Origin of the sequence: Streptosporangium roseum DSM 43021 (genome assembly GCF_000024865.1) — a bacterium.
Taxonomy (GTDB): domain Bacteria; phylum Actinomycetota; class Actinomycetes; order Streptosporangiales; family Streptosporangiaceae; genus Streptosporangium; species Streptosporangium roseum.
The window spans coordinates 1,749,930-1,771,712 of record NC_013595.1 but is presented as its reverse complement, the minus strand read 5'-3'; the positions used below and the strand labels follow the sequence as shown (position 1 = coordinate 1,771,712).

At 72.6% G+C, this 21,783-nt stretch carries 16 protein-coding genes; 7 read left to right on the top strand and 9 right to left on the bottom strand.

Features of this window, described 5'->3' with window-relative positions; genetic code table 11:
* Positions 1-46: 46 nt before the first annotated feature.
* Positions 47-265 (bottom strand): 50S ribosomal protein L31, encoded by a 219-nt coding sequence (rpmE, locus tag SROS_RS07955; RefSeq protein WP_012888391.1) that lies wholly within the window; start codon positions 263-265, stop codon positions 47-49.
* Between the two features lie 284 nt (positions 266-549).
* Between rpmE and SROS_RS07950 the strand changes: the two genes are divergently transcribed.
* Positions 550-1,659, top strand: a complete 1,110-nt coding sequence (locus SROS_RS07950) for a hypothetical protein (RefSeq protein ID WP_012888390.1) — start codon at positions 550-552, stop codon at positions 1,657-1,659.
* A 132-nt stretch (positions 1,660-1,791) separates the two neighbouring features.
* Here the strand turns inward: SROS_RS07950 and SROS_RS07945 are convergent, their stop codons facing one another.
* The 5 genes from SROS_RS07945 to thrC form a co-directional block, all read right to left on the bottom strand.
* Positions 1,792-2,436 (bottom strand): response regulator transcription factor, encoded by a 645-nt coding sequence (locus tag SROS_RS07945; RefSeq protein WP_043651567.1) that lies wholly within the window; start codon positions 2,434-2,436, stop codon positions 1,792-1,794.
* Positions 2,437-2,447: 11 nt separating this feature from the next.
* Positions 2,448-3,767, bottom strand: a complete 1,320-nt coding sequence (locus tag SROS_RS07940) for a sensor histidine kinase (RefSeq protein ID WP_012888388.1) — start codon at positions 3,765-3,767, stop codon at positions 2,448-2,450.
* Between the two features lie 213 nt (positions 3,768-3,980).
* Positions 3,981-6,095 (bottom strand): transcription termination factor Rho, encoded by a 2,115-nt coding sequence (gene rho / locus SROS_RS07935; RefSeq protein WP_012888387.1) that lies wholly within the window; start codon positions 6,093-6,095, stop codon positions 3,981-3,983.
* A 464-nt stretch (positions 6,096-6,559) separates the two neighbouring features.
* Positions 6,560-7,570: a homoserine kinase gene (locus SROS_RS07930; protein ID WP_012888386.1), complete on the bottom strand. Its 1,011-nt coding sequence runs from the start codon at positions 7,568-7,570 to the stop codon at positions 6,560-6,562.
* 148 nt (positions 7,571-7,718) lie between these two features.
* A complete protein-coding gene (gene thrC / locus SROS_RS07925; protein ID WP_012888385.1) occupies positions 7,719-8,777 on the bottom strand; it encodes a threonine synthase in 1,059 nt (352 codons plus the stop codon).
* A 212-nt stretch (positions 8,778-8,989) separates the two neighbouring features.
* Here thrC and SROS_RS07920 point away from each other — a divergent pair, with 212 nt between their 5' ends.
* On the top strand, positions 8,990-10,606 hold the full coding sequence (locus tag SROS_RS07920) for a glycosyltransferase family 2 protein (protein WP_012888384.1): 1,617 nt from the start codon (positions 8,990-8,992) through the stop codon (positions 10,604-10,606).
* A gap of 6 nt (positions 10,607-10,612) precedes the next feature.
* Here the strand turns inward: SROS_RS07920 and SROS_RS07915 are convergent, their stop codons facing one another.
* On the bottom strand, positions 10,613-11,938 hold the full coding sequence (locus SROS_RS07915; RefSeq protein WP_012888383.1) for an MFS transporter: 1,326 nt from the start codon (positions 11,936-11,938) through the stop codon (positions 10,613-10,615).
* 94 nt (positions 11,939-12,032) lie between these two features.
* Here SROS_RS07915 and SROS_RS07910 point away from each other — a divergent pair, with 94 nt between their 5' ends.
* On the top strand, positions 12,033-12,830 hold the full coding sequence (locus SROS_RS07910) for an SAM-dependent methyltransferase (RefSeq protein ID WP_012888382.1): 798 nt from the start codon (positions 12,033-12,035) through the stop codon (positions 12,828-12,830).
* Positions 12,831-12,890: 60 nt separating this feature from the next.
* On the opposite strand, the gene SROS_RS07905 is transcribed toward SROS_RS07910, so the two are convergent.
* Together SROS_RS07905 and SROS_RS07900 are read right to left on the bottom strand one after the other, a co-directional pair.
* Positions 12,891-14,612 carry a glycosyltransferase family 2 protein gene (locus SROS_RS07905; RefSeq protein WP_012888381.1) on the bottom strand — a complete coding sequence of 574 codons (1,722 nt, stop codon included), beginning with the start codon at positions 14,610-14,612 and terminating at the stop codon, positions 12,891-12,893.
* The gene (locus SROS_RS07900) at positions 14,609-15,730 is read right to left on the bottom strand and encodes a glycosyltransferase family 2 protein (RefSeq protein WP_012888380.1); all 1,122 of its coding nucleotides are present in this window, start codon (positions 15,728-15,730) and stop codon (positions 14,609-14,611) included. The genes SROS_RS07905 and SROS_RS07900 overlap by 4 nt, the downstream gene beginning before the upstream one ends.
* 214 nt (positions 15,731-15,944) lie before the next feature.
* On the opposite strand from SROS_RS07900, the gene SROS_RS51625 reads away from it, so the two are divergent.
* The 4 genes from SROS_RS51625 to SROS_RS07880 are packed head-to-tail and all read left to right on the top strand — an operon-like array spanning position 15,945 to position 21,746.
* Positions 15,945-16,427, top strand: coding sequence for a hypothetical protein (locus SROS_RS51625; protein ID WP_012888379.1), 483 nt, complete (start codon positions 15,945-15,947; stop codon positions 16,425-16,427).
* The gene (locus tag SROS_RS51820) at positions 16,424-18,124 is read left to right on the top strand and encodes a glycosyltransferase family 2 protein (protein WP_012888378.1); all 1,701 of its coding nucleotides are present in this window, start codon (positions 16,424-16,426) and stop codon (positions 18,122-18,124) included. The genes SROS_RS51625 and SROS_RS51820 overlap by 4 nt, the downstream gene beginning before the upstream one ends.
* On the top strand, positions 18,124-20,046 hold the full coding sequence (locus SROS_RS07885; protein WP_012888377.1) for a glycosyltransferase: 1,923 nt from the start codon (positions 18,124-18,126) through the stop codon (positions 20,044-20,046). The genes SROS_RS51820 and SROS_RS07885 overlap by 1 nt, the downstream gene beginning before the upstream one ends.
* Positions 20,043-21,746, top strand: a complete 1,704-nt coding sequence (locus SROS_RS07880) for a glycosyltransferase family 2 protein (RefSeq protein WP_012888376.1) — start codon at positions 20,043-20,045, stop codon at positions 21,744-21,746. The genes SROS_RS07885 and SROS_RS07880 overlap by 4 nt, the downstream gene beginning before the upstream one ends.
* Positions 21,747-21,783 lie beyond the last annotated feature (37 nt).

Genomic DNA, 21,783 nt, shown 5'->3' with positions numbered 1-21,783 from the left:
CACCCACGGAGAACGGGGGTGGTTCCGGGCCGGCGTCGGGTGTGGGCTACTGGCCCGTGGTCTTCTTGCCGAAGCGCTTCTCGAAGCGCGCCACCCGGCCGCCGGTGTCCAGGATCTTCTGCTTGCCCGTGTAGAACGGGTGGCAGGCGGAGCAGACGTCGGCGTGGATCGCGCCGCTCTTCGCGGTGCTGCGAGTGGTGAAGGTGTTACCACAGGTGCAGGTCACCTCGGTGGTCACATACTCCGGGTGAATGTCGGGCTTCATGGCTTCAGTTCCTCTCCAAAGCGCGGTCGCCGGGTCGCCACTGTCTCTCGCCTGTCAGGCTTGCGCGCGGTGTGCACACTGAGGTGCGCGCGGGCGGGAACCGGAACCGCTGCGGTTCGGCTACCAGTGTGCCAGATGCTCCAACCATCCCAGGCCACAAGACATTCCCAGCGGAGATGACCTGCGTTTGTAGACGAGTCACACCAGCCCCACTAGGCTCCGGTGCCCAAACCGTAACTTTACCCATTTTTTTACCTCAGTTAGGGGACCAGATGAGGAAGGGAATGCGGTTGCTTCTTGCGGCCGCAACGGGGGCTGCCGTCTTCGCAACTGGTACGGCGACTGCTTTCGCCACCCAGACCAGCGCCACCGCAGTGGCCTGTGCTCTGAACACCGCCGACGTCACCGCCATCACCTTCGGTGACGCCTACGTCCCGCTCAAGGACGACGCCACCGTCGACTTCGAGGCGACCCTCAAGGACGCCTGGAAGCTCGTCGAGGGCAAGGTCGACAGGAACATCACCGCCGTCACGGCCGAGTTCCAGCGCGTCGGCGAGACCGCCTGGAACAGCGCCACGATCGAGGCCCTGCCCGCCGTCCCGGCTCCGCCGGCCGCCGGCACCACCCCGACGCTGCCCACCGCCGACGTCAAGCTCAAGGGCAGCTTCAAGGTCACCAAGGACAACAAGGACGGCAACTGGCAGGTCCGCCTGCATGTCAGCCGTAGCGGCGCGAGCAGCGACAGCTGCAAGGAAGTCACGGTCAGCCCGCAGGTCAAGTACGTCAGCGCCTCGGTGACGGACCCGGTCGTCGTGAGCGCCGGCGAGGAGACCGAGGTGGTCGTCAAGGCGAACGTCGTCGGCGCCTCCTCGGTCACCGCCCGTCTCTTCAGCAACGACAGCAACGACTCCGTCGACCTGGAGCTGTCGAAGAGCAACACCGCCAACCAGTGGTACCGGGAGACCTGGTTCGACGACGACTACGCCACGGGGTCCTGGACCCTGGAACTGGTCGCCGCGCGCGGCAAGGAGAGCGTCAAGATCGAGAAGGCCGACACCTTCTGGGTCCAGACGGGCACCTCCAAGTCGAAGAAGGCCAAGTCGAAGGTCTCGTTCGACGTGAGCGCGAACAAGGTCAAGAAGGGCAAGAAGGTCCGCCTGTACGGCAAGGTCTACCGGGGCAGCTCCGCCTACTCCGGCAAGATGATCGAGCTCTACTCCAAGAAGAAGGGCTCTGCCTCCTGGAAGTTCGCCTACTTCGTGAAGGCGAACGGCAGCGGCAAGTTCAGCAAGACCGTCAAGCCGAAGACCGACGCCTACTGGCGCGCCCAGGTCCCCGGCACCAGCAAGACCTACGGCTCCAAGTCCGGCTACGAGTTCGTGGACGTCCGCTAAACGACACCCTCCGCGCCGCGCTGTACGACTCGCGTCCCCAACCCCGGGCGCAAGCCGCACAGACGGCGGGCAGGACACGCGGGAGCTGAGAACGGCAGGGACGCCCGGCGGTGACAACCGCCGGGCGTTCGGTCATCTGCCCAGGTAGGCGAGGACGGCCAGGACCCGGCGGTGGTCGTCGGAGGCGGGTTCGAGGCCGAGTTTGCCGAAGATGCCGGAGATGTGTTTCTCCACCGCGCCGTCGGTGACGGCCAGGCGCGCGGCGACCGCCGCGTTGGAGCGCCCCTCGGCCATCAGGGCCAGGACCTCCCGCTCCCGGGCGGTCAGGGACTCCAGCGGGTCGTCCCGGCGGTGGCGGCTCAGCAACTGCGCGATCACCTCGGGGTCGATGACCGTCCCCCCGGACGCCACCCGGCGCACCGCGTCGAGGAACTCCGACACGTCCGCGATCCGCTCCTTGAGCAGGTAACCGACCGCCGACGCCCCCCCGCCGATCAACTCGGCGGCGTACTGCTGCTCGACGTACTGCGACAGCACCAGGATCGGCAGCCCCGGCCGCCGCGACCTGGCCTCCAGGGCGGCGCGCAGCCCCTCGTCGGTGTGGCTCGGCGGCATCCGCACGTCCACGATCGCCAGGTCGGGGCCGTGCTCGGCGACCGCGGTCACCAGCCCCGGGCCGTCCCCCGCCACCCCGACGGTCTCGATCCCGCCGTCGGCCAGCAGCCGGGCCAGCCCCTCACGCAACAGCACCGAGTCTTCGGCGATCACCACCCGCATGGTCCGAGTTTTCACCATTGGCAGGGCAGTTCGGCGCGGATCAGCGTAGGACCGCCGAGCGGGCTGTCCACGGTCAGGGTGCCGTCGATGGTCGCGGCCCGGTCCGCCAGCCCCGCGAGGCCCCCTCCGGCGCGCGGCACCGCGGCCCCGACCCCGTTGTCGTGCACCTCGACGACCACCCGCTGGCCTTCGCGGCTGACCCGGATGGAGACCTCGGTCGCCTCGGCGTGCTTGACCATGTTGGTCAGGGACTCGGCCACGACGAAGTACGCGATGCTCTCCACCGCGGGCGGGGGGCGGTGGGAGACCTCCACCGACAGGTCCACCCGCACGGGGGCTCGGGCCGCGAGCGAGGAGAGCGCCGCGTCCAGTCCGCGGTCGGTGAGGATCGCCGGGTGGATGCCCCTGGCGAGGTCGCGCAGCTCGGCGATCGCCGCCTTGGCGCCGGCGTGGGCCTGGGCGAGGAGCTCCCGGGCGCCCTGGGGGTCGGAGTCCATCTTGGCCTGGGCCCGGCCCAGGTCCATGGCGACGGAGAGCAGCCGCTGCTGGGCGCCGTCGTGCAGGTCGCGCTCGATCCTGCGCCGCTCCGCCTCGGCCGCGTCGACCGCGCGGGCCCGGCTGGCCCGCAGGTGGGCCGCCCGGGCGGCCAGCAGGTTCTTCTCCCCCGCCCCCAGCAGCGCGACGGCGAGCAGCGCGTGCAGCCAGGCCATCCCCCGCGTCGCGTAGAGCGCGACGAGGAGGACCCCCACTCCGACGGGCACGCACAGCAGCGCCTCCGGCACGCTGTCGACCAGCAGCCCGTCGGTGATCGTCACCGGGGCTCCGCCGAACAGCAGGACGGTGGGCACGATGATCATGCCGAACCCCAGGCACCACAGGGCCACCGAGACGACGAACTCCACGACTCCGATCGGCAGCAACAGCAGGAGGTAGAGGAGGTCCTTCCAGGTCGCCGGGTCGACGAACATGTCCTTCCAGCGCAGGAACAGGTTGTCGCCCCGGGAGGGCCGGTAGGGGTCGCGGATCGTGACGCCGAAGGCCAGCCGGACCAGCCTGCGCTCCAGCATCGCCGCGGCGCGCCAGGCGCACATGGTCAGCGCGAGCAGCGGCAGTCCGGCCCACACGATCACCAGGCTGAGCGCGATCGGGATGGCGGACGCCATGAAGGCGGAGCAGACCGCGCCGTAGAAGACGCTCACCAGCATGTACGGCACGGCACGCCAGGTCATCGGGTCGACGAGCATGCCCAGCGGCCCGTTGGGCCCCAGCGGAACGCGCCGCCGCGGCGGCATGCCCACCACCGGTCCGCCCACTGCCGTCTCGGCCGTCATGCGCCCCCCTCTGGCTCCGCGCTGCGATCACGGTCCGCGCCCGGAGCTCGTCCCGGGGCGTCGGAACCTGCGGACCCGGGGCGCGGCGAAATCGAAATGGAGCGGGCGGGCGTCCTGGAGTATGGATATCCCGAAGAGCGCGGTCGCACAAGGGCCTTGAAACGGCGGACGCCCCGGCCGCGGGGCCGGGGCGTCCGTCGTAGAGCCGGTCGATCAGTCGCGGTCGGAGCTGACCGTCGTCTTCTGGACCTGGAGGAGGAACTCCGCGTTGGACTTGGTCTCCCTCATCTTCTCCAGGAGAAGCTCCAGGGCCTGCTGCATGTCCAGGGCGTGCAGCACGCGCCGCAGCTTCCAGGTGATCTGCAGCTCGTCCTTGCCCATGAGGATCTCTTCCTTACGGGTGCCGGACGCGTCGACGTCCACCGCGGGGAAGATCCGCTTGTCGGCGAGCGAGCGGTTGAGCTTGAGCTCCAGGTTTCCGGTGCCCTTGAACTCCTCGAAGATGACCTCGTCCATCTTGGAGCCGGTCTCGACCAGCGCCGTGGCGAGGATCGTCAGCGAGCCGCCGTTCTCGATGTTGCGGGCGGCGCCGAAGAAGCGCTTCGGCGGGTAGAGCGCGGTGGAGTCGACACCACCGGACAGGATCCGGCCGGAGGCCGGGGCCGCCAGGTTGTAGGCCCGGCCCAGACGGGTGATCGAGTCGAGCAGCACGACGACGTCGTGGCCCAGCTCCACCAGACGCTTGGCGCGCTCGATGGCGAGCTCGGCGACCGTGGTGTGGTCCTCGGCGGGACGGTCGAAGGTCGAGTGGATGACCTCGCCCTTCACCGACCGCTGCATGTCGGTGACCTCTTCCGGACGCTCGTCGACCAGGACGACCATCAGGTGGCACTCGGGGTTGTTCCGGGTGATCGCGTTGGCGATCGCCTGGAGCACCATGGTCTTCCCCGCCTTGGGCGGGGAGACGATGAGGCCGCGCTGGCCCTTGCCGATCGGCGCCACCATGTCGATGATCCGGGTGGTCAGAACGTTCGGCTCGGTCTCCAGGCGCAGCCGCTCCTGCGGGTAGAGCGGGACGAGCTTGTTGAAGTCGGGCCGCTGCCGCGCCTGCTCCGGGTCCATGCCGTTGACCGTGTCGAGGCGGACGAGCGCGTTGAACTTCTCGCGGCGCTCGCCGTCGCGGGGCTGGCGGACGGCGCCGGTGACGACGTCACCCTTGCGCAGGCCGTTACGGCGGATCTGGGCCAGCGAGACGTAGACGTCGTTGGAGCCCGGCAGGTAACCGCTGGTCCGCACGAACGCGTAGTTGTCGAGGATGTCCAGGATGCCGGCGATCGGGATCAGGACGTCGTCGTCGCCGACCACGGGCTCGTTGCTGTCGAAGCGGTCACGGCCGCGACGGTTCCGCTCCCGGAACCGGCCACGGCGGCCACGGCGGTCGTCGTCCTCGCCGACGCCGTGCTGGTCGCCGCGGTCCTGCGGACCACGGTTCTGCGGGCCACGGTCGCCGCGGTCACCACGGTCGGTACGGTCGCCGCGGTCGCTGACGCGCTCGCCACGGTCACCGCGGTCGCTGACGCGGTCACCGCGGTCGGCGCGCTCACCGCGGTCGTTACGGTCGCTGACGCGCTCGCCACGGTCGGCGCGCTCGCCACGGTCGTTACGGTCGCTGGCGCGCTCGCCACGGTCGGCGCGCTCGCCACGGTTCTGGCCCGCGTCGGCGGCGCGCTGGTCGCCACGCTCGCCACGGTTGTCACCGCGCTCGCCACGGCTGTCGCCACGGTCGCGGCGGTCGCCGGTGCGCTCGCCACGGTCGCTGTTGCGGCTGCGGCGGTCGCCACGCTCACGGCGGCTCTCACCGCGCTCGGCGCGGGTGTCGGCCTGAGCGGCATCGGCCTGCTGCTCCACGACGGGAGCGGCTGCGGCCACGGGCTCGGGCGCGACGGGCGCCTGCTCGGCCACGGGTTCGGCGACGGCGGCGGGCCGGGAACGTTCCCTGCGGCTGCGGGCCGGGCGCTCGGCGACCGGCTCGGCCGCGACGGCCGGGGCCGGCGGAGTTTCCTTGACCGCGGCGGGAGCGGGAGCAGGGGCGCTCTCGGGTGCTACGCCCTGCTTCTCCTGGATGGCCGCGATGAGCTGGCTCTTGCGCATCCGCCCTGTCCCGCTGATGCCAAGCCCGGAGGCCATGGCCTGCAGCTCGGGCAGCACCATGGCGGACAGGCCGGTGCCGGAGCGACGGCGCGGCCTGGCCGCGGCGCGGGTGGGGGTGTCGCCGGCCACCGGCGGTGCGCCGGCGGCGTCGGAGAGGAGTTCGGTGGTGTCGCTCACTAATGGGTCCTTCCCAGGGGTCGGGCGTGGCCACGATCAGCCAATCGTCCCGGTGGTGCGATCAACCCGGTGGGACAGACCGGGTCGGGTTGCACGTTGCGATCCTCGACGGCCCTTGAGGACCGCCGCCACTGTCGGAGAAGGGCACATCCATGCCGTCACCATCGAGATTCGCCGACGGTGGGGCTTGGAGGACACCCCCCGGATTGCTACCGGCAACCAGATGTCGAGGTAATTCGAACGCGCGTGTCCCCTCAAACGCCGCCTCTCGTTGCCCCAACCGAATGTGGAGCATTCGGAGGGGACGGATTCGGGGAGGCCACTGCGGCGCTCACGCCTCACAGAGCGAGACATGATGCAGCGATGTGTGGCTGACAAGCACGCACCCACAAGGGGGCACCTGGTGCGGCTACCAGCCTAACATCACCAGCGCACACAGCTATTCCCTGAAGGTCGAAGAGGCATCAGCGTGTCTCGGGAGAGACAACGCAGGCACCGCGGGTTTCGACATCCAGTGGCTGGATGTGCCAATCAGTACCCACTTCCGGTGCGATCAAATCCTGCGTATCCACTGTCGAAAACGCAAGAATTGTGGGGCCCGCTCCCGAGACAACAGTAGGGACGCCGATCCCGCGCAGACGTTGTACCAGATCCGCACTCTGCGGCATCGCAGGCGCGCGGTAATTCTGGTGCAACCGATCTTCGGTGGCGGCCAGCAGAAGTTCCCGCTCCGGCCGTTCGGTCAGCGCCGCGATGAGAAGCGCGGCCCGCCCGGCGTTCGCGGACGCGTCGGAGTGCGGCACGTCCTTGGGGAGCAGCCCCCGGGCGACCTCTGTGGACAGGCGGTGCCTGGGGATGATGGCCACGGGCCGGATATCGGCGTGTGGGACCAGCTTCACCATATGCGGAGCGTCCGACTGATCTGTCCATGCGATGGTGAGCCCGCCCGCGAGACACGGGGCCACGTTGTCGGGGTGGCCCTCGATCTCGGTGGCCAGCGCGAAGACGTCGTCGTCGGTGAACTCCGGCCGCGCCGCCGGGCGGCCGGGGCCGGCACCGTCCCGGCCGCCCGCGGGGTCCGGGCCGTCCACCACCGGGTACGGGGCGCCGGCCAGCGCCCGCGCCGCGAGGATCCCCGCACAGATCGCCGCGGAGGAGGATCCCAGGCCCCGCGCGTGCGGGATGCGGTTGAGGCAGCGCAGCCGGATGCCGCGCGGCTGCGGAAGCCCCATCCGGTCGAAGGTCAGCCGGATCGTCTTCACGATGAGATGGCCCTCGCCGTCGTCGAGCTCGCCCGCGCCCTCCCCCGTGACCTCGATGCTGACGCTACGGGAACGGGGGTCGCCGCCGGGGTCGACCAGACCGACCTCGACCTCGTCGTAGAGGGCGAGGGCCAGTCCCAGGGTGTCGAATCCGGGGCCGAGGTTGGCCGACGTCGCCGGGACCCGGACGGTGACCTTGATGCTGTCGGTCATCGGAATTCTGGGGCGCAGGCCCCTGGCTCAGCCATAGGGAGGGAGCCCCTCCTCCTATCTGCGTCGTTCGGTGCTGTGCAGGGCCGGGGCGGGGCGTCGCGGTGGGACGGCCCGCCGTACCGGCGTCGTCATGGGGGTGCCGGGGCGCTCAGGCGAGTCCGAGCGCCGTGGCCGCGGCGTGGGCGTCGATGGGGATCGTCACGGGCGTGGGCGCGCCGGAGATGGCCCAGTCGGGGTCCTTGAGGCCGTTGCCGGTCACCGTGCAGACGATGCGCCGGCCGGGCTCGACGAGGCCCTGCGCGTGTGCCTGGAGGAGGCCGGCCACGCTGGCGGCGGAGGCGAGCTCGACGAACACGCCCTCCTCCTGGGCCAGCAGCTTGTACGCGGCGGCGATCTGGCGGTCGGTGACGGCCTGGATGACGCCGCCGGACTCGTCCCGGGCGGCCTCGGCGAGCTTCCAGGAGGCGGGGTTGCCGATGCGGATCGCGGTGGCGATCGTGTGCGGGTGGGTCACCGGCGCGCCGTTCACGATCGGCGCGGAGCCGCTGGCCTGGAAGCCGAACATGCGGGGCGTCCTGGTGGCGACGCCGTCCGCGGCGTATTCGGTGTAACCCATCCAGTAGGCCGAGATGTTGCCCGCGTTTCCGACCGGGATGCAGTGGATGTCGGGCGCGTCGCCGAGCGCGTCCACGATCTCGAAGGCCGCGGTCTTCTGGCCCTGGAGCCGGAACGGGTTCACCGAGTTGACCAGCGCGATGGGGTAGTTCTCGGACAGCTTCCTGGTCATCTCCAGGCAGTCGTCGAAGGAGCCCTCGACCTGGAGCAGCGTGGCTCCGTGGACCAGTGCCTGCGCCAGCTTGCCCATCGCGATCTTGCCGCGGGGCACCAGCACGGCGCAGGTCAGGCCCGCGCGGACCGCGTAGGCGGCGGCGGAGGCGCTGGTGTTGCCGGTGGAGGCGCAGATGACGGCCTTCGCACCGTCCTCGACGGCCTTGCTGATGGCCATGGTCATGCCACGGTCCTTGAAGCTGCCGGTCGGGTTCGCGCCCTCGACCTTGAGGAAGACGTCACAGCCGGTCAGAGCCGAGACCCGGCGCGCCGGGACGAGCGGCGTGCCGCCCTCCAGGAGCGTGACGACGGGCGTCGCCGTGGTCACCGGAAGTCGGTCACGGTACTCCTCGATGAGGCCACGCCACGCCCTGGTCATGATTACTCCTCCCGCGCCCGGGTACACCGTGCGCGTCCTACCTGCGGTGTTAGGCAACGAGTCTACGGGCAATGGCCTACGCGGCGGGATGTGTTGTCCACCCAATGGACAACTCGGGCATCTTTCCCTTTCTCCCACAGGAAACGCTAAGCAAGCGGGGATAGGGTTGACAGGACTTGACAAGCGGGGGCGGAGACGAGGGGCACCACATCATGACGGATGGAGCGGGGACCGACCTGCCCCTGATCCGGCACAACGACTACTCCCCCCTGGTCCCTCCCGCCCTCGGCGAATGGGATCCGGCGCTCCCGGTAAGCGTGATCATCCCCGCGCACGGCGGCCAGCACAGGCTCGACCTGACCCTCGCCGCCCTGGCGGCGCAGACCTACCCCGGTCACCTCATGGAAGTGATCGTGGTGGACGACGGCAGCGACCCGCCCCTGCGGCTGCCGGAGATCGCTCCGCCGGGCACCAGGATCGTCGCCGCCGACCCCGGGCGCTGGGGCATCGCGCACGCGGTGAACACCGGGGCCGCCCTCGCCGAGGGCCGGATCATCCAGCGCCTGGACGCCGACATGGTCGTCTGCCGCGAGCACATCGAGGCACTGGCCCGCTGGCACCACCTGGCCGGCTACCTGGTCGCCATCGGCGCGAAGAAGTTCGTCGAGGAGCCCGAGCTCTCCCCGGCCCACCTGTACGACGGCGTGCGCACGGGCCCGCTGGAGGCCGTCTTCGACCTGTCGGAGGCGCTGCCCAGCTCCACCGAGCAGACCATCTCCCGGACCGACGGCCTGCGGACCAGCCGCAACCCCTACCACGTGTGCACCGGGCCGACGGTGTCGATGCGGCGGGAGACCTTCCACGCCGTCGGCGGGATCGATCCCGACGTGCTCAGGGGCGAGGACACCGAGTTCGCCTACCGGCTGGCCGCGCACGGGGCGGTCTTCGTCCCCGACATGGCCGCCCAAGCCGTGCACCTGGGACTTCCCGCGCAGCGCCGTGACCGTGACCGGGCGGTCCGCGCGGTCGGCCCCTACCTCGCCCACCGCGTTCCGCTCCGCCGTGACCTGCGCAAGGACCGGGGCCGGCGGTGGCTGGTGCCGTACGTGGAGGTGGTGCTCCACGTCGACGGCGACGAAAGGCAGGTGCGCGACGCGGTGAGCGCGGCGCTGGAGGGGTCGGTGACCGACGTGCGGGTCACCCTGGTCGCCCCCTGGTCCCGGCTGTCCCCGGGCCGCCGCGCGGTGCTCGGCGACCCCTCCTTCGAGCTGCGGCTGCTGCGCGAGCACTTCGCCCACGACGAGCGGGTACGGCGGGCCGACGAGGTCTCCCCCACCCCCGCGCCGATCCCCTTCCGCTACACCGGCCCGATCTCGGTCCCGCTGGGGCACGGCTCGCTGGAGCGGATGATCGCCGCGCTCCAGGACGACCGGTCCGGCATGCTCGTCGTCGACCTCGGCGACGACGGTACGGCGACGCTGGAGCGGACCGAGGCGCTGGGCCGGGCACTCCTGCTGGGCGCGGACGACGTCCCCGCCTCGATCAAGGCCACCCACGGCGTGCGGCACGGCGACCGGGCGGAGTTCTGGCCGGTCCCGGCCGCTCCGGCCGCTCCCGCCCGGAAGCCCGCGGGGGCTTCCGCGGAGAAGGCGGAGAAGTCCGCGCAGGCCGCGCCCGGGAGGCCCGCGCAGGCTCCCCCGGAGAAGCCGGCCTGGAATCCGCCGGAACAGCCCACGGCGGCTCCGTCCCGCGGGGACCGGCCCCCGGCGCCCGCGCGGAAGCCGGAGTCCCGGCTCTCCAGGCTCCGTTCGGCGATCCGGAGGGGCTGAGCCGGGTCAGGCCGCCGCGGCCACGCGCTCGCGCTCCTCGGACAGGGGCGTGACGCGCCGCCGTACCGCGAGCCCGAAGGCCACGACGAGCAGGCCGGAGACCCCCGATATCACGAACGGGGCGGCGGGCCGCCAGGCGTCGTAGAGGAGGCCGCCGAGACCGGACACCACCAGGATGCCGACGGCTCCGCACAGCGTCTGCACGCCGTAGGCGGAGCCGCGCACGGCGGCGGGGGCCTGCTGGGCCAGGAGCGGGCCGGCGGTGGTGATCGCGGCGATCTCTCCCAGGCCGACGAGCACGGCCACCATCATCATGCCGGAGCCGAGCGGGTCGCTGATCAGCAGCGTGGACAGGTAGGACACCGCCGCGACGGCCTGGGCGAGGATGAGCACGTCCTGGCGGCGCATCCGGTCTCCCAGCCAGCCGAACAGCGGCGCGGCGACCACGGCCACGGTCTGGGCGATGCCGACCACGGCCCCGCCGCGGGCCAGGGCCTCGGCCGTCGACATGCCGCGCTCGCCGGTGGCGTAGTCGAACACCCACAGGGACATGAAGCCCGCGACGACGGCGAGGTCGGCGCGGGCGACGAACGCCGCGGCGTAGGACAGCGCCACTCCGGGGTCGCGGGCGAGCGCGACGCCCTCCTTGACCAGGCGGGTCAGGGGCACGCGCTCGGCGGTCGCGCTGACCTTGACCGTGGACAGGGTGGACCACATCAGCGCGGCGACGGCGAGGACGACCGCGGCGATGATCAGGAACGAGACGCGAGCGGCGTCGACCGGGGCCATCCCCCGGTCTTCGAAGATCACGGGCAGGCGGACCAGGGCGAGCACCGCGACCATCGCGCCGAGGCCGCTGAACAGCCCGACCAGGCCGTAGGACCTGCCCCGGGAGCCGTCCCGGACGTAGTCGACGGCCACCGTGGACAGCATCCCGCTGAGCGCGGCCACGCCGAGGGCGAAGACCACCCGCAGCGCGACGAGCACGGTCGTGTTCCCGGCGAACGGGAACAGCGCGGTGCCCAGCGCGCACAGCGCGAACCCGGCCACCACGACGGGCCGGCGGCCGAACCGGTCGGCCAGCGCGCCGTACCAGACCAGGCTGGCGATCATCGCTATCTCTGCGGCGACGCCGAGCAGGCCGACGGCCTTGCCCTGGTCGTCCTCGGCGACGCCGAGGACGCCGCTCAGGATGTACGGCTGCGCCGCCGGGAGGAAGGAGATGACCATGGTCGCGGCGAACGCCATGGTCAGGCAGGCCCACATGTTGCCGCGGCCGATGCCGTCGGCCAGTTGCAGTCCCAGGACACGGCGTGAGGAGGAGGCTGCCATGGCGCGATCTTGTCAGCTCACGGATCAGTTCTCCAAGGTCTCTTCTATATATGATCACGCTAATTCCGGAAATATCGCCCCCGGGGAGCGGCACGTGACCGACCAGATACCCACGGGTATTCAGACTCATATTCCGAACGTCGCACGCATGTACGACTACTACCTCGGCGGCAAGGACAACTTCCCCGCCGACCGGGAGGCCGCCGAGAAGGTCCTCACCGTCGTCCCCGAGATCCGCCACAGCGCGCGGTCCAACCGCGCCTTCCTGGGCCGCGCCGTCGACTTCGTCGCCCGCTCGGGCATCCGCCAGTTCCTCGACATCGGAGCCGGCCTGCCCACCCAGAACAACGTGCACCAGGTCGCCACGGACGCCCGGGTCGTCTACGTCGACAACGATCCGACCGTCCTGGTCCACGGCAGGGCCATCCTCGGCAAGAACGAGAACGTGACCATCGTCCACGGGGACGTGCGCCGCCCCGGCGAGATCCTGGAACACCCGGACATCCGCGCGGCGATCGACTTCGACCAGCCGGTGGCGGTCCTCCTTCTGGCGATCATGCATTTCGTCCCCGACGAGGACGACCCGGAGGGCATCATCGCCACGCTCCGCCGCGCCCTGGCGCCCGGCAGCCACCTGATCCTCTCCCACGTCGCGATCGACGCCAGGCCGGAGGCGGCCGAGGGGGTCACCAAGGTGTACGACCGGGCCTCCTCGCCCTTCGTCCCCCGGACGGGCAAGGAGATCACCCGCCTGTTCGACGGCTTCGACGTGGTCGAGCCCGGCATCGTCAACCTGCCCGAGTGGCGCCCGGACCCCGGCGCCGTGGTGCCCTACAAGGGCATCGGGTCCTACTTCCTCGGCGGGGTCGGAGTGGTCACCGAGGACGGGTGAGCGGCCGCCCGGCGGACGGGGACCGGCCGCGCCGGGCGGCCCACGGCCCGTCCGGGCCCCTCACCGGCGGCGGATGATCGCCCGCTTGACGGACGAGAGCAGGCCGTACTGGACGATCTTCCTGGCGGCGGCCAGCTCCTTGCGCAGACCGCCGACCTCGCGCCGCAGCTCGACCGCGCTCTTGCGCCAGCGGCCCGCCTCGTCGCGCCACCTGGTCACCTGGGCGCGCAGCCGCTCGTTCTCCTTGGCGAGGCGGGCGATCTCGGCCTGCGCCTCCGTCCTGGCCCGGTACGCGCCGCGGCGGCCGATGATCGGCCGGGCCTCCGGCAGGAACCCGTAGGTCTCGCCGTCCACCCAGAGCACCCCGGAGGTGTCCTCCACCGCGTCGTCGAGGTCCTCGCCCTCCCGCCGGACGATCGCGGCACGGGCGAACGCGGCGGTGCGCTCCAGCCTGGCCGCCACGATCCCCTCGCCGGCCCCCTCGGCCAGCAGCGCCGAGACCAGCCCGTATCCCCCGTCCCCGGCCACGTCGAGCAGGCGGGCGAGGCTGTCCTCGCCCGGCACCCAGCCGGCGGGCAGCCTCAGCCGGTACGGCGGGGCCGCCCCGGCCTCCGGCGCCTCGCCGCCCTCCGCCGGGTACGGCGGAGCCATCCGCACCGTCCGAGGGGCGTCGAGGGCGAACCGCACCCGGCCCTCGTGGGCGTAGTGGCCGCGGATCAGCTCCAGGTCCAGGTCCGGGTTCCGCAACGGCGCGCGGCCCTCGGTCCGGACGCGGTCCCAGGGACCGGTGACGGTGACCACCACGTCGGGCACGGTGCCCGCGAGGACGGCGTCCACGGTGGCGCGGACCTCGTCGTAGCCGTACCCGCGCCCGCCCTCCCCGGCGTGGTCCGGCCGCCCGGCGGGCCCGACGACCACCTCCAGGTAGGGCACCTTCCACTGCCGGGCCGGATGGGCGCGGAGCCACCGATAACTCGGGATCCGGTCGGCGACGAAGGCGTGGCTGACCCGGTCGATCGGCGCCTTGTCGCGCATCCGCATGGTGGGACCGAGGTGGAAGGCGCGGGCCAGCGGCTCGGGCACGAAGACCGCGCCCGCCTGGGCCAGCCGGTAGCCCATCTCCGTGTCCTGGCCAAGGATGAGCTCGGTGTCCATCGGCCCGGCCTGGGCGAGCAGCGCGGCGTTGACCGAGGTGGCGCCGCCCACGTGCAGGCTGAACGCGCGGTGCGGGTTGTCGGTGAGGCCGTCGGTCCGCTCGATGAGGTCCACCAGCCAGGCGTGCGGCTCGGCCGGTTCGAAGAGCTCGGCCAGGTCGGCGGCCGCGGCCACCTCCCGGGGGGCGGGCAGCTCCGCCGGGGTGAAACGCAGGTAGCCGGTCACCACGAGGTAGGGCGCCGCGTGGTGCCAGCGCATGTGCGCCTCGACGGACCGGCGGTCCAGGACCACGTCGGAGTCGAGCCAGTGGATCACGTCACCGGTGGCGGCGCCGAGCCCCGCGTTGCGGGCGTGGGCCCGCCCGGGAGTGGGGCAGACGATGAGCCGGGTGCTCGCGGGCCTCAGCTCGGGCAGGCGCAGCGGCGGCTCGCTGCCGTTGTCCACCACGATGACCTCGGTCAGGCCGGCGGGATAGGTCTGCCCCGCCAGCCCCGCGAGCACGAGGTCGAGCTTGTCCTGGCCGCCGTAGGCGGGCACGACCACGCTGACCCGCAGCGACGGCGTCCAGGCGCCGAGCTCGGGCGGGGTGAGGCTCCGGTAGTCGTTGCCGGTGATCCGTGCTGTCATCGCTCTTCCAGAATCAGGCTCGGGCGGAAGCCGCGCCACTGGTTCGTCGCGACGCGCAGGAAGTGGGCCAGCGAGAGCCGCCAGGTGTGTTCGGCGCTCACCGAACGCCGCAGCACGTAGCCGAGGCCGTGGGTGCGGTAGATGCGCGCCCCGGCGGCGTGGGCGGCCTTGAGGAAGCCGGCGTCGACGCCCCGGGGCAGCGCGGGGAACCCGCCGAGCTCGGCGTAGCGGGCCCGGTCGAGCAGGATCGTGCCGCCGGCCACGTGGTCGGACCAGACCTCGCTGGTGTAGTCGGTGCGGCGGATCGTGGCGTTCAGGGGCTCCAGGTAGAAGAACTCGGCCGCGGTGCCCACGATGTCCGCGCCGGCGTAGGACCGCGCGAGCAGGAGGTCGGCCAAGTGCTCGGGGCCGTACCAGTCGTCGTCGTCCCACTTGGCGACGTACTCGCCGCCCGCGCGGGAGGCGGCCAGGTTGAGCACCTCCCCGAAGGGGGTCTCCGCGTCCGCCTCGATCACCGTGACGGGCAGGCCGCAGTCCCGCACCGCCCGCCGTACCGCCTCGTGGCCGGCGGGGACGCCGTGCAGGGCCAGCAGGACCTCGGTCTCGACCCGCCGCTGCCGGGCGATCTGGGCGAGCGCCGAACCCAGCAGGTGGGGACGCATGCTGGACATCACGACGCTGACCGCGGGCGTGGCCGCCGCGTCCCGGCTCCGCAGGCCGTGGCGGCGCAGCCGTACGCTGTGCTCCTCCCTGCGCAGGTCGGTCACCGAGCGGGGCCCGCCGCCGCCCTCCTCGGGCGTCCAGGCGGCGAGCAGGCGCGCGAGGCCGGGCTCCACCCAGGCCGGCGAGGCGGCGGCGTGCAGCGGCACCCCGGCGGCGGCCAGGCCGGTGATCGCGCCGGCCGGGACCTCGGCGGAGGGCCACCGGACGGTCAGCGCGCGCAGCTCCCTGAGCCGGGTGACCTCGGTGGCGTCCGGCCGGTCGCCGAGCGGCTCACCGGCCGCCAGCCATCCCTGACCGGTCCATGACAGCTCGGCCGCCGCCTCGGCCGCCGATCTCAGGAAGCCGGCCGGGGTCGCGGGGGGAGCCGTGGAGGGAGAGGTCGACTGCGCAGGCACCAGCGAAGGATAGCGAGGCCGGAAGATCCCTGATCACCGCACTTCAGACTTGATGTGGATACTCACTTCTGTTGACTCACAGAAGTCACTCAGGTCACGGAAACCTCCAAGTTTCACATTTACTGACATATTTGCACTTGGGCAGCGGCTAGCCTCAAATACCTCCCCCCAGACAAACAGGTAACTCCATCAGCGGTAGGGAAGGTACGCGCGGATGCCCACGCCCCGAAAACTGACGCTTCTGGCGGCAACCATCGGCTCGCTGGTCCTGATCGCGCTGGCCCTGCTCGCCGGGGCCGGCACCGTCTCGGTGACGGCGGCCGTCGTGCTCGGCGCGATGGCGACGGTGCTCGCCATCCAGCTTCTCGCGATCGCGACCGTCCGCAGGGTCGACGGCAAGGCCCAGCGCATCGACACCAGGGTCAAGCGCTACGAAGCGGAGATGGCCCAGGTCAAGGCGGCCACCGAGCGGCTGGACCGGCGGCTGGAGGAGATCGTCGGACTGCTCCGGGAGCACGGGAGCAAGCGCGACGAGGACCTCCAGGCGATCCTGGCCTCCCTCGGCGAGGACCGGCTGGCCGCCATGCCCCAGCGCATGGAGATGGAGGAGATGGTCCACGAGCTGCTGCCGCGCCTGGCCGCCGTGGAGGCCAGGACCGAACAGGACCGGCCGGACGGACCCGAGGGGAAGGCGTGAGCGGGACCGGTCTCACCGCCACCGGCGGCCCCCTCCCGCAGGACGTCCCTCCGGCCCTCCACGAGGACGAGCGGACCGCCGTGCCCCGCGCCAGGATCAGGCACAACGACTACGGACCGCTGCTCCCCCCCGCCCTGGGCGGCTGGGAACCGCGCCTGCGGGTGAGCGTGGTGATCCCGGCGCACGACTGCCAGGAGGCCCTGGACCGCACGCTCGCCGGGCTGGCCGCGCAGAGCTACCCCGCGCATCTGACGGAGGTGGTCGTCGCCGACGACGGCAGCGACCCGCCGCTGCGGATCCCCGCGATCGCCCCGGCCAACACCCGGCTCGTCCGGGTGCCCGACGGCCGCTGGGGACGGGGCTGGGCCCGCCAGACCGGTGCGGCGGCGGCGGCCGGCGACATCCTGCACTGGGTCGACTCCGACATGATCCTCGACCGGGAGCACATCGAGGCGCACATGCGCTGGCACCACCTCGCCTCCTACGCCGTCGTGCTCGGCGACGTCCGCTTCACCCCCGAAGGGGCCGGGCCCGGCGCGCGGGAGGTCTTCGCGGCGGTGGAGGCCGGAGACGCGGAGAGGCTGTTCGACGGGTCGGTCCCGCACGCGTGGCGGGCGGGCGTGCTCGACGAGACGCGGTGGCTGCGGGACGCGGGCGCCACCGCCTACCGGCTCCACTCGGGGGCCACCACGTCGGTCCCCATGGCGCTCCTGCGCTCGGTCGGCGGGGTCAACACCGCGCTGCACATGGGCGAGGACACCGATCTCGGCTTCCGTCTCGCCCAGGCGGGCGCGGTCTTCATCCCCGACCCCCAGGCGCGCGGCTGGCATCTCGGCCCCTCCACGGTCATGCTCCGGGAGAAGGAGGTGCACCGGCACAACTGGTCGGTCCTGCCCGACCTCATCCCCGACCTGCGCTGGCTGCGCACCCACCCGCGCAGGCACTGGCTGGTGCCGTACGTGCACGTCGTCGTCGACGCCCGCGGCGCCTCCTACGAGGACGTCCGGGCGAGCGTGGACGCCGCGCTCGCGGGCACCGTCGTCGACGTCGCCGTCACCGTGGTCGGGCCGTGGGCGGCGCTCACCGGCGGACGCCGCTCCTCCCTGGACGAGCCGCTGCTCGACCTGCGGCTGGTGCGCAACCTGTACACCCACGAACCGCGCGTCTCCTTCACCGAGGAGACGCCGCTCAGCTCGGCGCCCGCGCCGTTCCGCCTCACCTGCCCCGCCGGGTGGGCGCTCGGCGCGGACAGCCTGGCCGAGCTGCTGAAACTCGCCGAGAGCGAGGGGTACGGCCTGCTGAGCGCGGTGCTCGACGAGGGCGGCGAGCCGGAGACCGGGGTCAGCGTGGTCAGGCTCGAACGCACCGCCGCCTTCGCCAGGGCGGCGCTGGTGGAGGACTCGGGCGACCTCGACGGCGCGGTGCACGAGCTGTTCGGCTCGTTCTGGGTGAGCGCCGACGATTTCGGCGTCATGGCCGCCGGGGAGGCGGAGCCCGTCGCCGGGGATCCCGCGAAGTGGCGGGCCGGCGCGGCCCGGTGGCGGCGCGAGGCGGAACGCCTGGAGGCCGAGGCCGAGAGCCTCCGGACCGAGACCGAGCGCCTGCGGGCGGAGGTCAGGGAGCTGGAGGACGGCCGGCAGCGCGGCCCCCTGCGAGAGATCATCGCGACGGCCATGCGGCAGGGGAAGGCCGGCTGATGTCCCTTCTGAACGATCTCGTCCACGCCGCCGGGAAGCGGAACGGCGGGCGGCGCGTCCTCGTCTACTGCGTGGGCTTCGAGACGCCCGACGGGCCAGTGCCGCCCGGGGCGATCGACCTCGACGGCGACCTCGACGGCATCCCCCGGGCCGAGGAGGGCGCCGCCGAGGTCCTGGTGCTCGCCCGGACCCCGACCGACCTCCGCCGGGCCGCGACCCTGCACTCCCTGCTGCCCATGGCCACGCGGGTCGTCGTCGCCGTGGAGGAGACGCCGCACTGGTACACCGCGCCGGTGCTGTCCCCCACGCCCGCCCACCGCTGGCGGTCGCTGACCGAGCTCCGCGTGCACCAGCCCCGGCGGCCCGCGTGGGTGGTGGAGGCGGGGTTCTCCAAGCCCACGCCCGCCGGCCGCACGCTCGCCGCGACCGCCAGGGCGTTCGCCGGGCACCGGATGGACGCCGTCGCGGCGCCCGTGGCCGGCCTGGCGGGCCCGGGGGCGGCGCACTGGCGGCCCGGCGATCCCAACGCCGCCCCGGCCGGCGTGACCGGCCCGGTCCCCGGCCGGTTCGGCGCCCGCGGCGGCGACCTGGTCCTGCGCACCACCGATCAGGATCCGCCGCCCTGGTCCGGCGACGAGACCCCCGTGGACCGCCCGGTCGCCGAGCTGATGAGCTGGGAGCGGATCGGCCGTCCCGGCGGGACCAGGATCCTGGAGAACGACCTCGGCGACCTGTCCGAGCCCCGGACCATCCCGCCGGTCGACGACCGCTCGGTCAACCCGATGGGCTTCGTCACGGTGCCCTCGCTCGGCACGGCCGAGCTGTCGGTGGAGTCCGGCCGCTGGGCGATCATCTGTGAGGGCCGCACGCTCACCACCTTCGGCACCTCCGGCTGCGTCACCGACGTGGACGTGAGCCGGATCAGGCAGGTCAGGGGGGTGCACGTGGACTGGCGGCGCAGCCACAGCGGTCCCGTGGCCGCGCTGCGGGTCGTCACCGGGCTGGCCGCGGCCGGCGTGCCGCTGTTCTCCGACGTCGTGCCCCGGTGGGCCGGCGCCCTCGGCCCCGAGCTGGCCGGGCTGATCACCTCGGTCGGCGATACCGGCCTCGGGGACGACCTGGAGCGGGAGGAGCACAGCATCCGGCTCCGCCGCGAGGCACTGCGCACCCACGGCGTCCGCACCCGCTGGGAGCAGCTCGGCGCCCCCGCCGCGGCCAGGCCGCTGATCTCGGTGCTGCTGGCCACCCGCCGCCCCGAGATGGTCCGCTTCGCGCTGGAGCAGATGGCCGGTCAGCGCGGCGCCGAGTTCGAGGTGATCCTCGCCCTGCACGGGATCCCCGCCGGGCATCCCGACGTGGCCGGGGCGGTGGCGTCCTACGACCGGCCGATCACCGTGTTCGAGGCGCCCGGGGAGACCGTGTTCGGAGCCGTGCTGAACGAGGCCGCGGCCAGGGCGTCGGGGTCGTTCCTGCTGAAGATGGACGACGACGACTGGTACGGGCCCGACTTCGTCTCCGACCTGCTCCTGGCGCACTCCTACTCGGGGGCCGACGTCGTGGGCATGGTGCCGGAGTTCGTCTATCTCGCCTCGATCGGGGTGACCGTCCACCGGGACCAGGTGACCGAGCAGATCACCAACTTCATCGCCGGAGGGACCATCTTCGCCGAACGCTCCGCCTTCGAGACCGTGGGCGGCTTCCGCACGCTGCCGGGCACGATCGACGCCCAGTTCCAGCACGCCGTACAGGCCGCGGGCGGGCAGATCTACCGCACCCAGGGCCTGGGCTACATCCTGCGGCGCGGCAACGTCGCCAACCACACCTGGCGCGAGCCGATCGGCACGTTCCTGCGGCGCAACAAGCGCCAGTGGCGCGGCTTCCGGCCCAGCGCGCTCATGGAGCTCCCCGCGGAGGCGGTGTGAACGCGCCGCGGATCCCGGGCAACGACTACGGGGTGCTCAGCCCGCCCGCCCCGGGGATCTGGGAGCCGCGCCTGCCGGTGAGCGTGGTGATCCCGGCCAGGGCCCAGCAGGAGAAACTCGATCTCACGCTGGCCGCCCTCGCCGCCCAGACCTACCCCTCGCACCTCCTGGAGGTGATCGTCGTGGACGACGGGAGCGCGCCCCCGCTCCGGCTCCCCGAGATCGCCCCGGAGAACACCCGGCTCCTGCGGGTGCCCGAGGGCCGCTGGGGCATCGCCTGGGCCCTGGAGACCGGTACGGCGGCCGCCGGCGGCGAGGTGATCCACCGGATGGACGCCGACATCGTCGCCTACCGCGACCACGTGGAGTCGCACATGCGCTGGCACCACCTGGCCGACTACCTGGTGGTGCTGGGGACGCTGCGCTTCACCGCCATGGCGGGCACGCCGCCCACCGCGTCGGAGGTCCAGATCGCCGTCGCCAAGGACAGGACCGACTCCCTCTTCGACCCGGACCCCGACCACGGGCACGACTGGATCGCCGAGCTCGTCGCGACCCACCGCGACTTCCGCGACGCGCCCAGCCCGCTGCTGCACCGCGTCCACGTGGGCGCGACGGTCTCGCTGCCCGCGGCCCTGCTGAGGGCCGCGGGAGGGATGGACACCTCCCTGAGGCTCGGCGAGGACACCGAGCTGGGCTACCGGCTCACCCAGACGGGCGCGGTGTTCGTCCCGGACGCCGAGGCGCTCGGCTGGCACCTGGGCACGACGACGGCGATGCGACGGCCCGGGGAGGTCAGGCGGCACAACGACCCGTTCATCGCCGACCGCGTGCCCTACCGGCGCAACCTGCGCTCGGACGGGGGCCGCCAGTGGCTGGTCCCCTATGTCGACGTCGTGGTGGACGCCCTGGACGCCTCCTTCGAGGACGTCCGGGCGAGCGTGGACGGGGCCCTGGCGAGCACCCTGCCCGACGTGCACGTCACCCTGACCGGCCCGTGGGCGTCGCTGACCGGCGAGCGCCGCGCGCCGCTGGACGACCCGCTGCTCGACCTGCGGCTGGTCCGCGGGCAGTACGCCCACGACGGCCGCGTCTCCTTCGCCGAGCGGGTCCCCCCGACCTCGCTCCCCGCACCGTTCCGCCTCACCTGCCCGGCCGGCTGGGTGCCCGGGGCGGAGTCGCTGGCCATGCTGATCCGGCAGGCCGACGAGGACGACGAGGGCCTGCTGCTCGTGGCGCTTGAGGAGAACGGCTCGGGCGTGGTGGCCGCCCGCCTGGAACGGACCGCCGCCGTCGCGCGGGCCCTGCGCGTCGCCCGCGACGGCGAGCCCCTGGACGACGTGATCGCCGACCTGTACGGCGCGACCTGGCTGGACGCCGAGTCGTGGCGGTTCCGGCCGGCGGCGGCGGCCTACCCGGCCTGGGCCACGGACCGCAACCGTGAGGCCGTGCGCTGGCGCGCGGAGGCCGAGTCGCGCAGGCGGGAGGCCGAGCGCGCCCAGCGGCAGGTCACGGCGCTCAAGTCCGAACTCAGGGAACTGCGCGCCGCCGCGGCCAAGAGCGGCCGCGACACCGTCAGGTGGAAGGAGAAGGCCGAGCAGCGCCGCCTGGAGGCCGTCGCCCTGCGCCAGGCGCAGGAACGCTCGCTCCTGCGCCGCGCGGCCCGCCGCCTCCGCGGTCTCACCGAGGGCCCCCGGTAAGGGTGGCACCGCACGGTGCCCGTTCCGGACGGGAGGG

What these genes read in the sequence shown, in the direction of transcription:
- rpmE (WP_012888391.1), bottom strand. Translation starts at nt 265, where the DNA reads ATGAAGCCCGACATTCACCCGGAGTATGTGACCACCGAGGTGACCTGC.
- SROS_RS07950 (WP_012888390.1), top strand. Translation starts at nt 550, where the DNA reads ATGCGGTTGCTTCTTGCGGCCGCAACGGGGGCTGCCGTCTTCGCAACT.
- SROS_RS07945 (WP_043651567.1), bottom strand. Translation starts at nt 2,436, where the DNA reads ATGCGGGTGGTGATCGCCGAAGACTCGGTGCTGTTGCGTGAGGGGCTG.
- SROS_RS07940 (WP_012888388.1), bottom strand. Translation starts at nt 3,767, where the DNA reads ATGACGGCCGAGACGGCAGTGGGCGGACCGGTGGTGGGCATGCCGCCG.
- SROS_RS07930 (WP_012888386.1), bottom strand. Translation starts at nt 7,570, where the DNA reads ATGACCGACAGCATCAAGGTCACCGTCCGGGTCCCGGCGACGTCGGCC.
- thrC (WP_012888385.1), bottom strand. Translation starts at nt 8,777, where the DNA reads ATGACCAGGGCGTGGCGTGGCCTCATCGAGGAGTACCGTGACCGACTT.
- SROS_RS07920 (WP_012888384.1), top strand. Translation starts at nt 8,990, where the DNA reads ATGACGGATGGAGCGGGGACCGACCTGCCCCTGATCCGGCACAACGAC.
- SROS_RS07915 (WP_012888383.1), bottom strand. Translation starts at nt 11,938, where the DNA reads ATGGCAGCCTCCTCCTCACGCCGTGTCCTGGGACTGCAACTGGCCGAC.
- SROS_RS07905 (WP_012888381.1), bottom strand. Translation starts at nt 14,612, where the DNA reads ATGACAGCACGGATCACCGGCAACGACTACCGGAGCCTCACCCCGCCC.
- SROS_RS51625 (WP_012888379.1), top strand. Translation starts at nt 15,945, where the DNA reads ATGCCCACGCCCCGAAAACTGACGCTTCTGGCGGCAACCATCGGCTCG.
- SROS_RS07885 (WP_012888377.1), top strand. Translation starts at nt 18,124, where the DNA reads ATGTCCCTTCTGAACGATCTCGTCCACGCCGCCGGGAAGCGGAACGGC.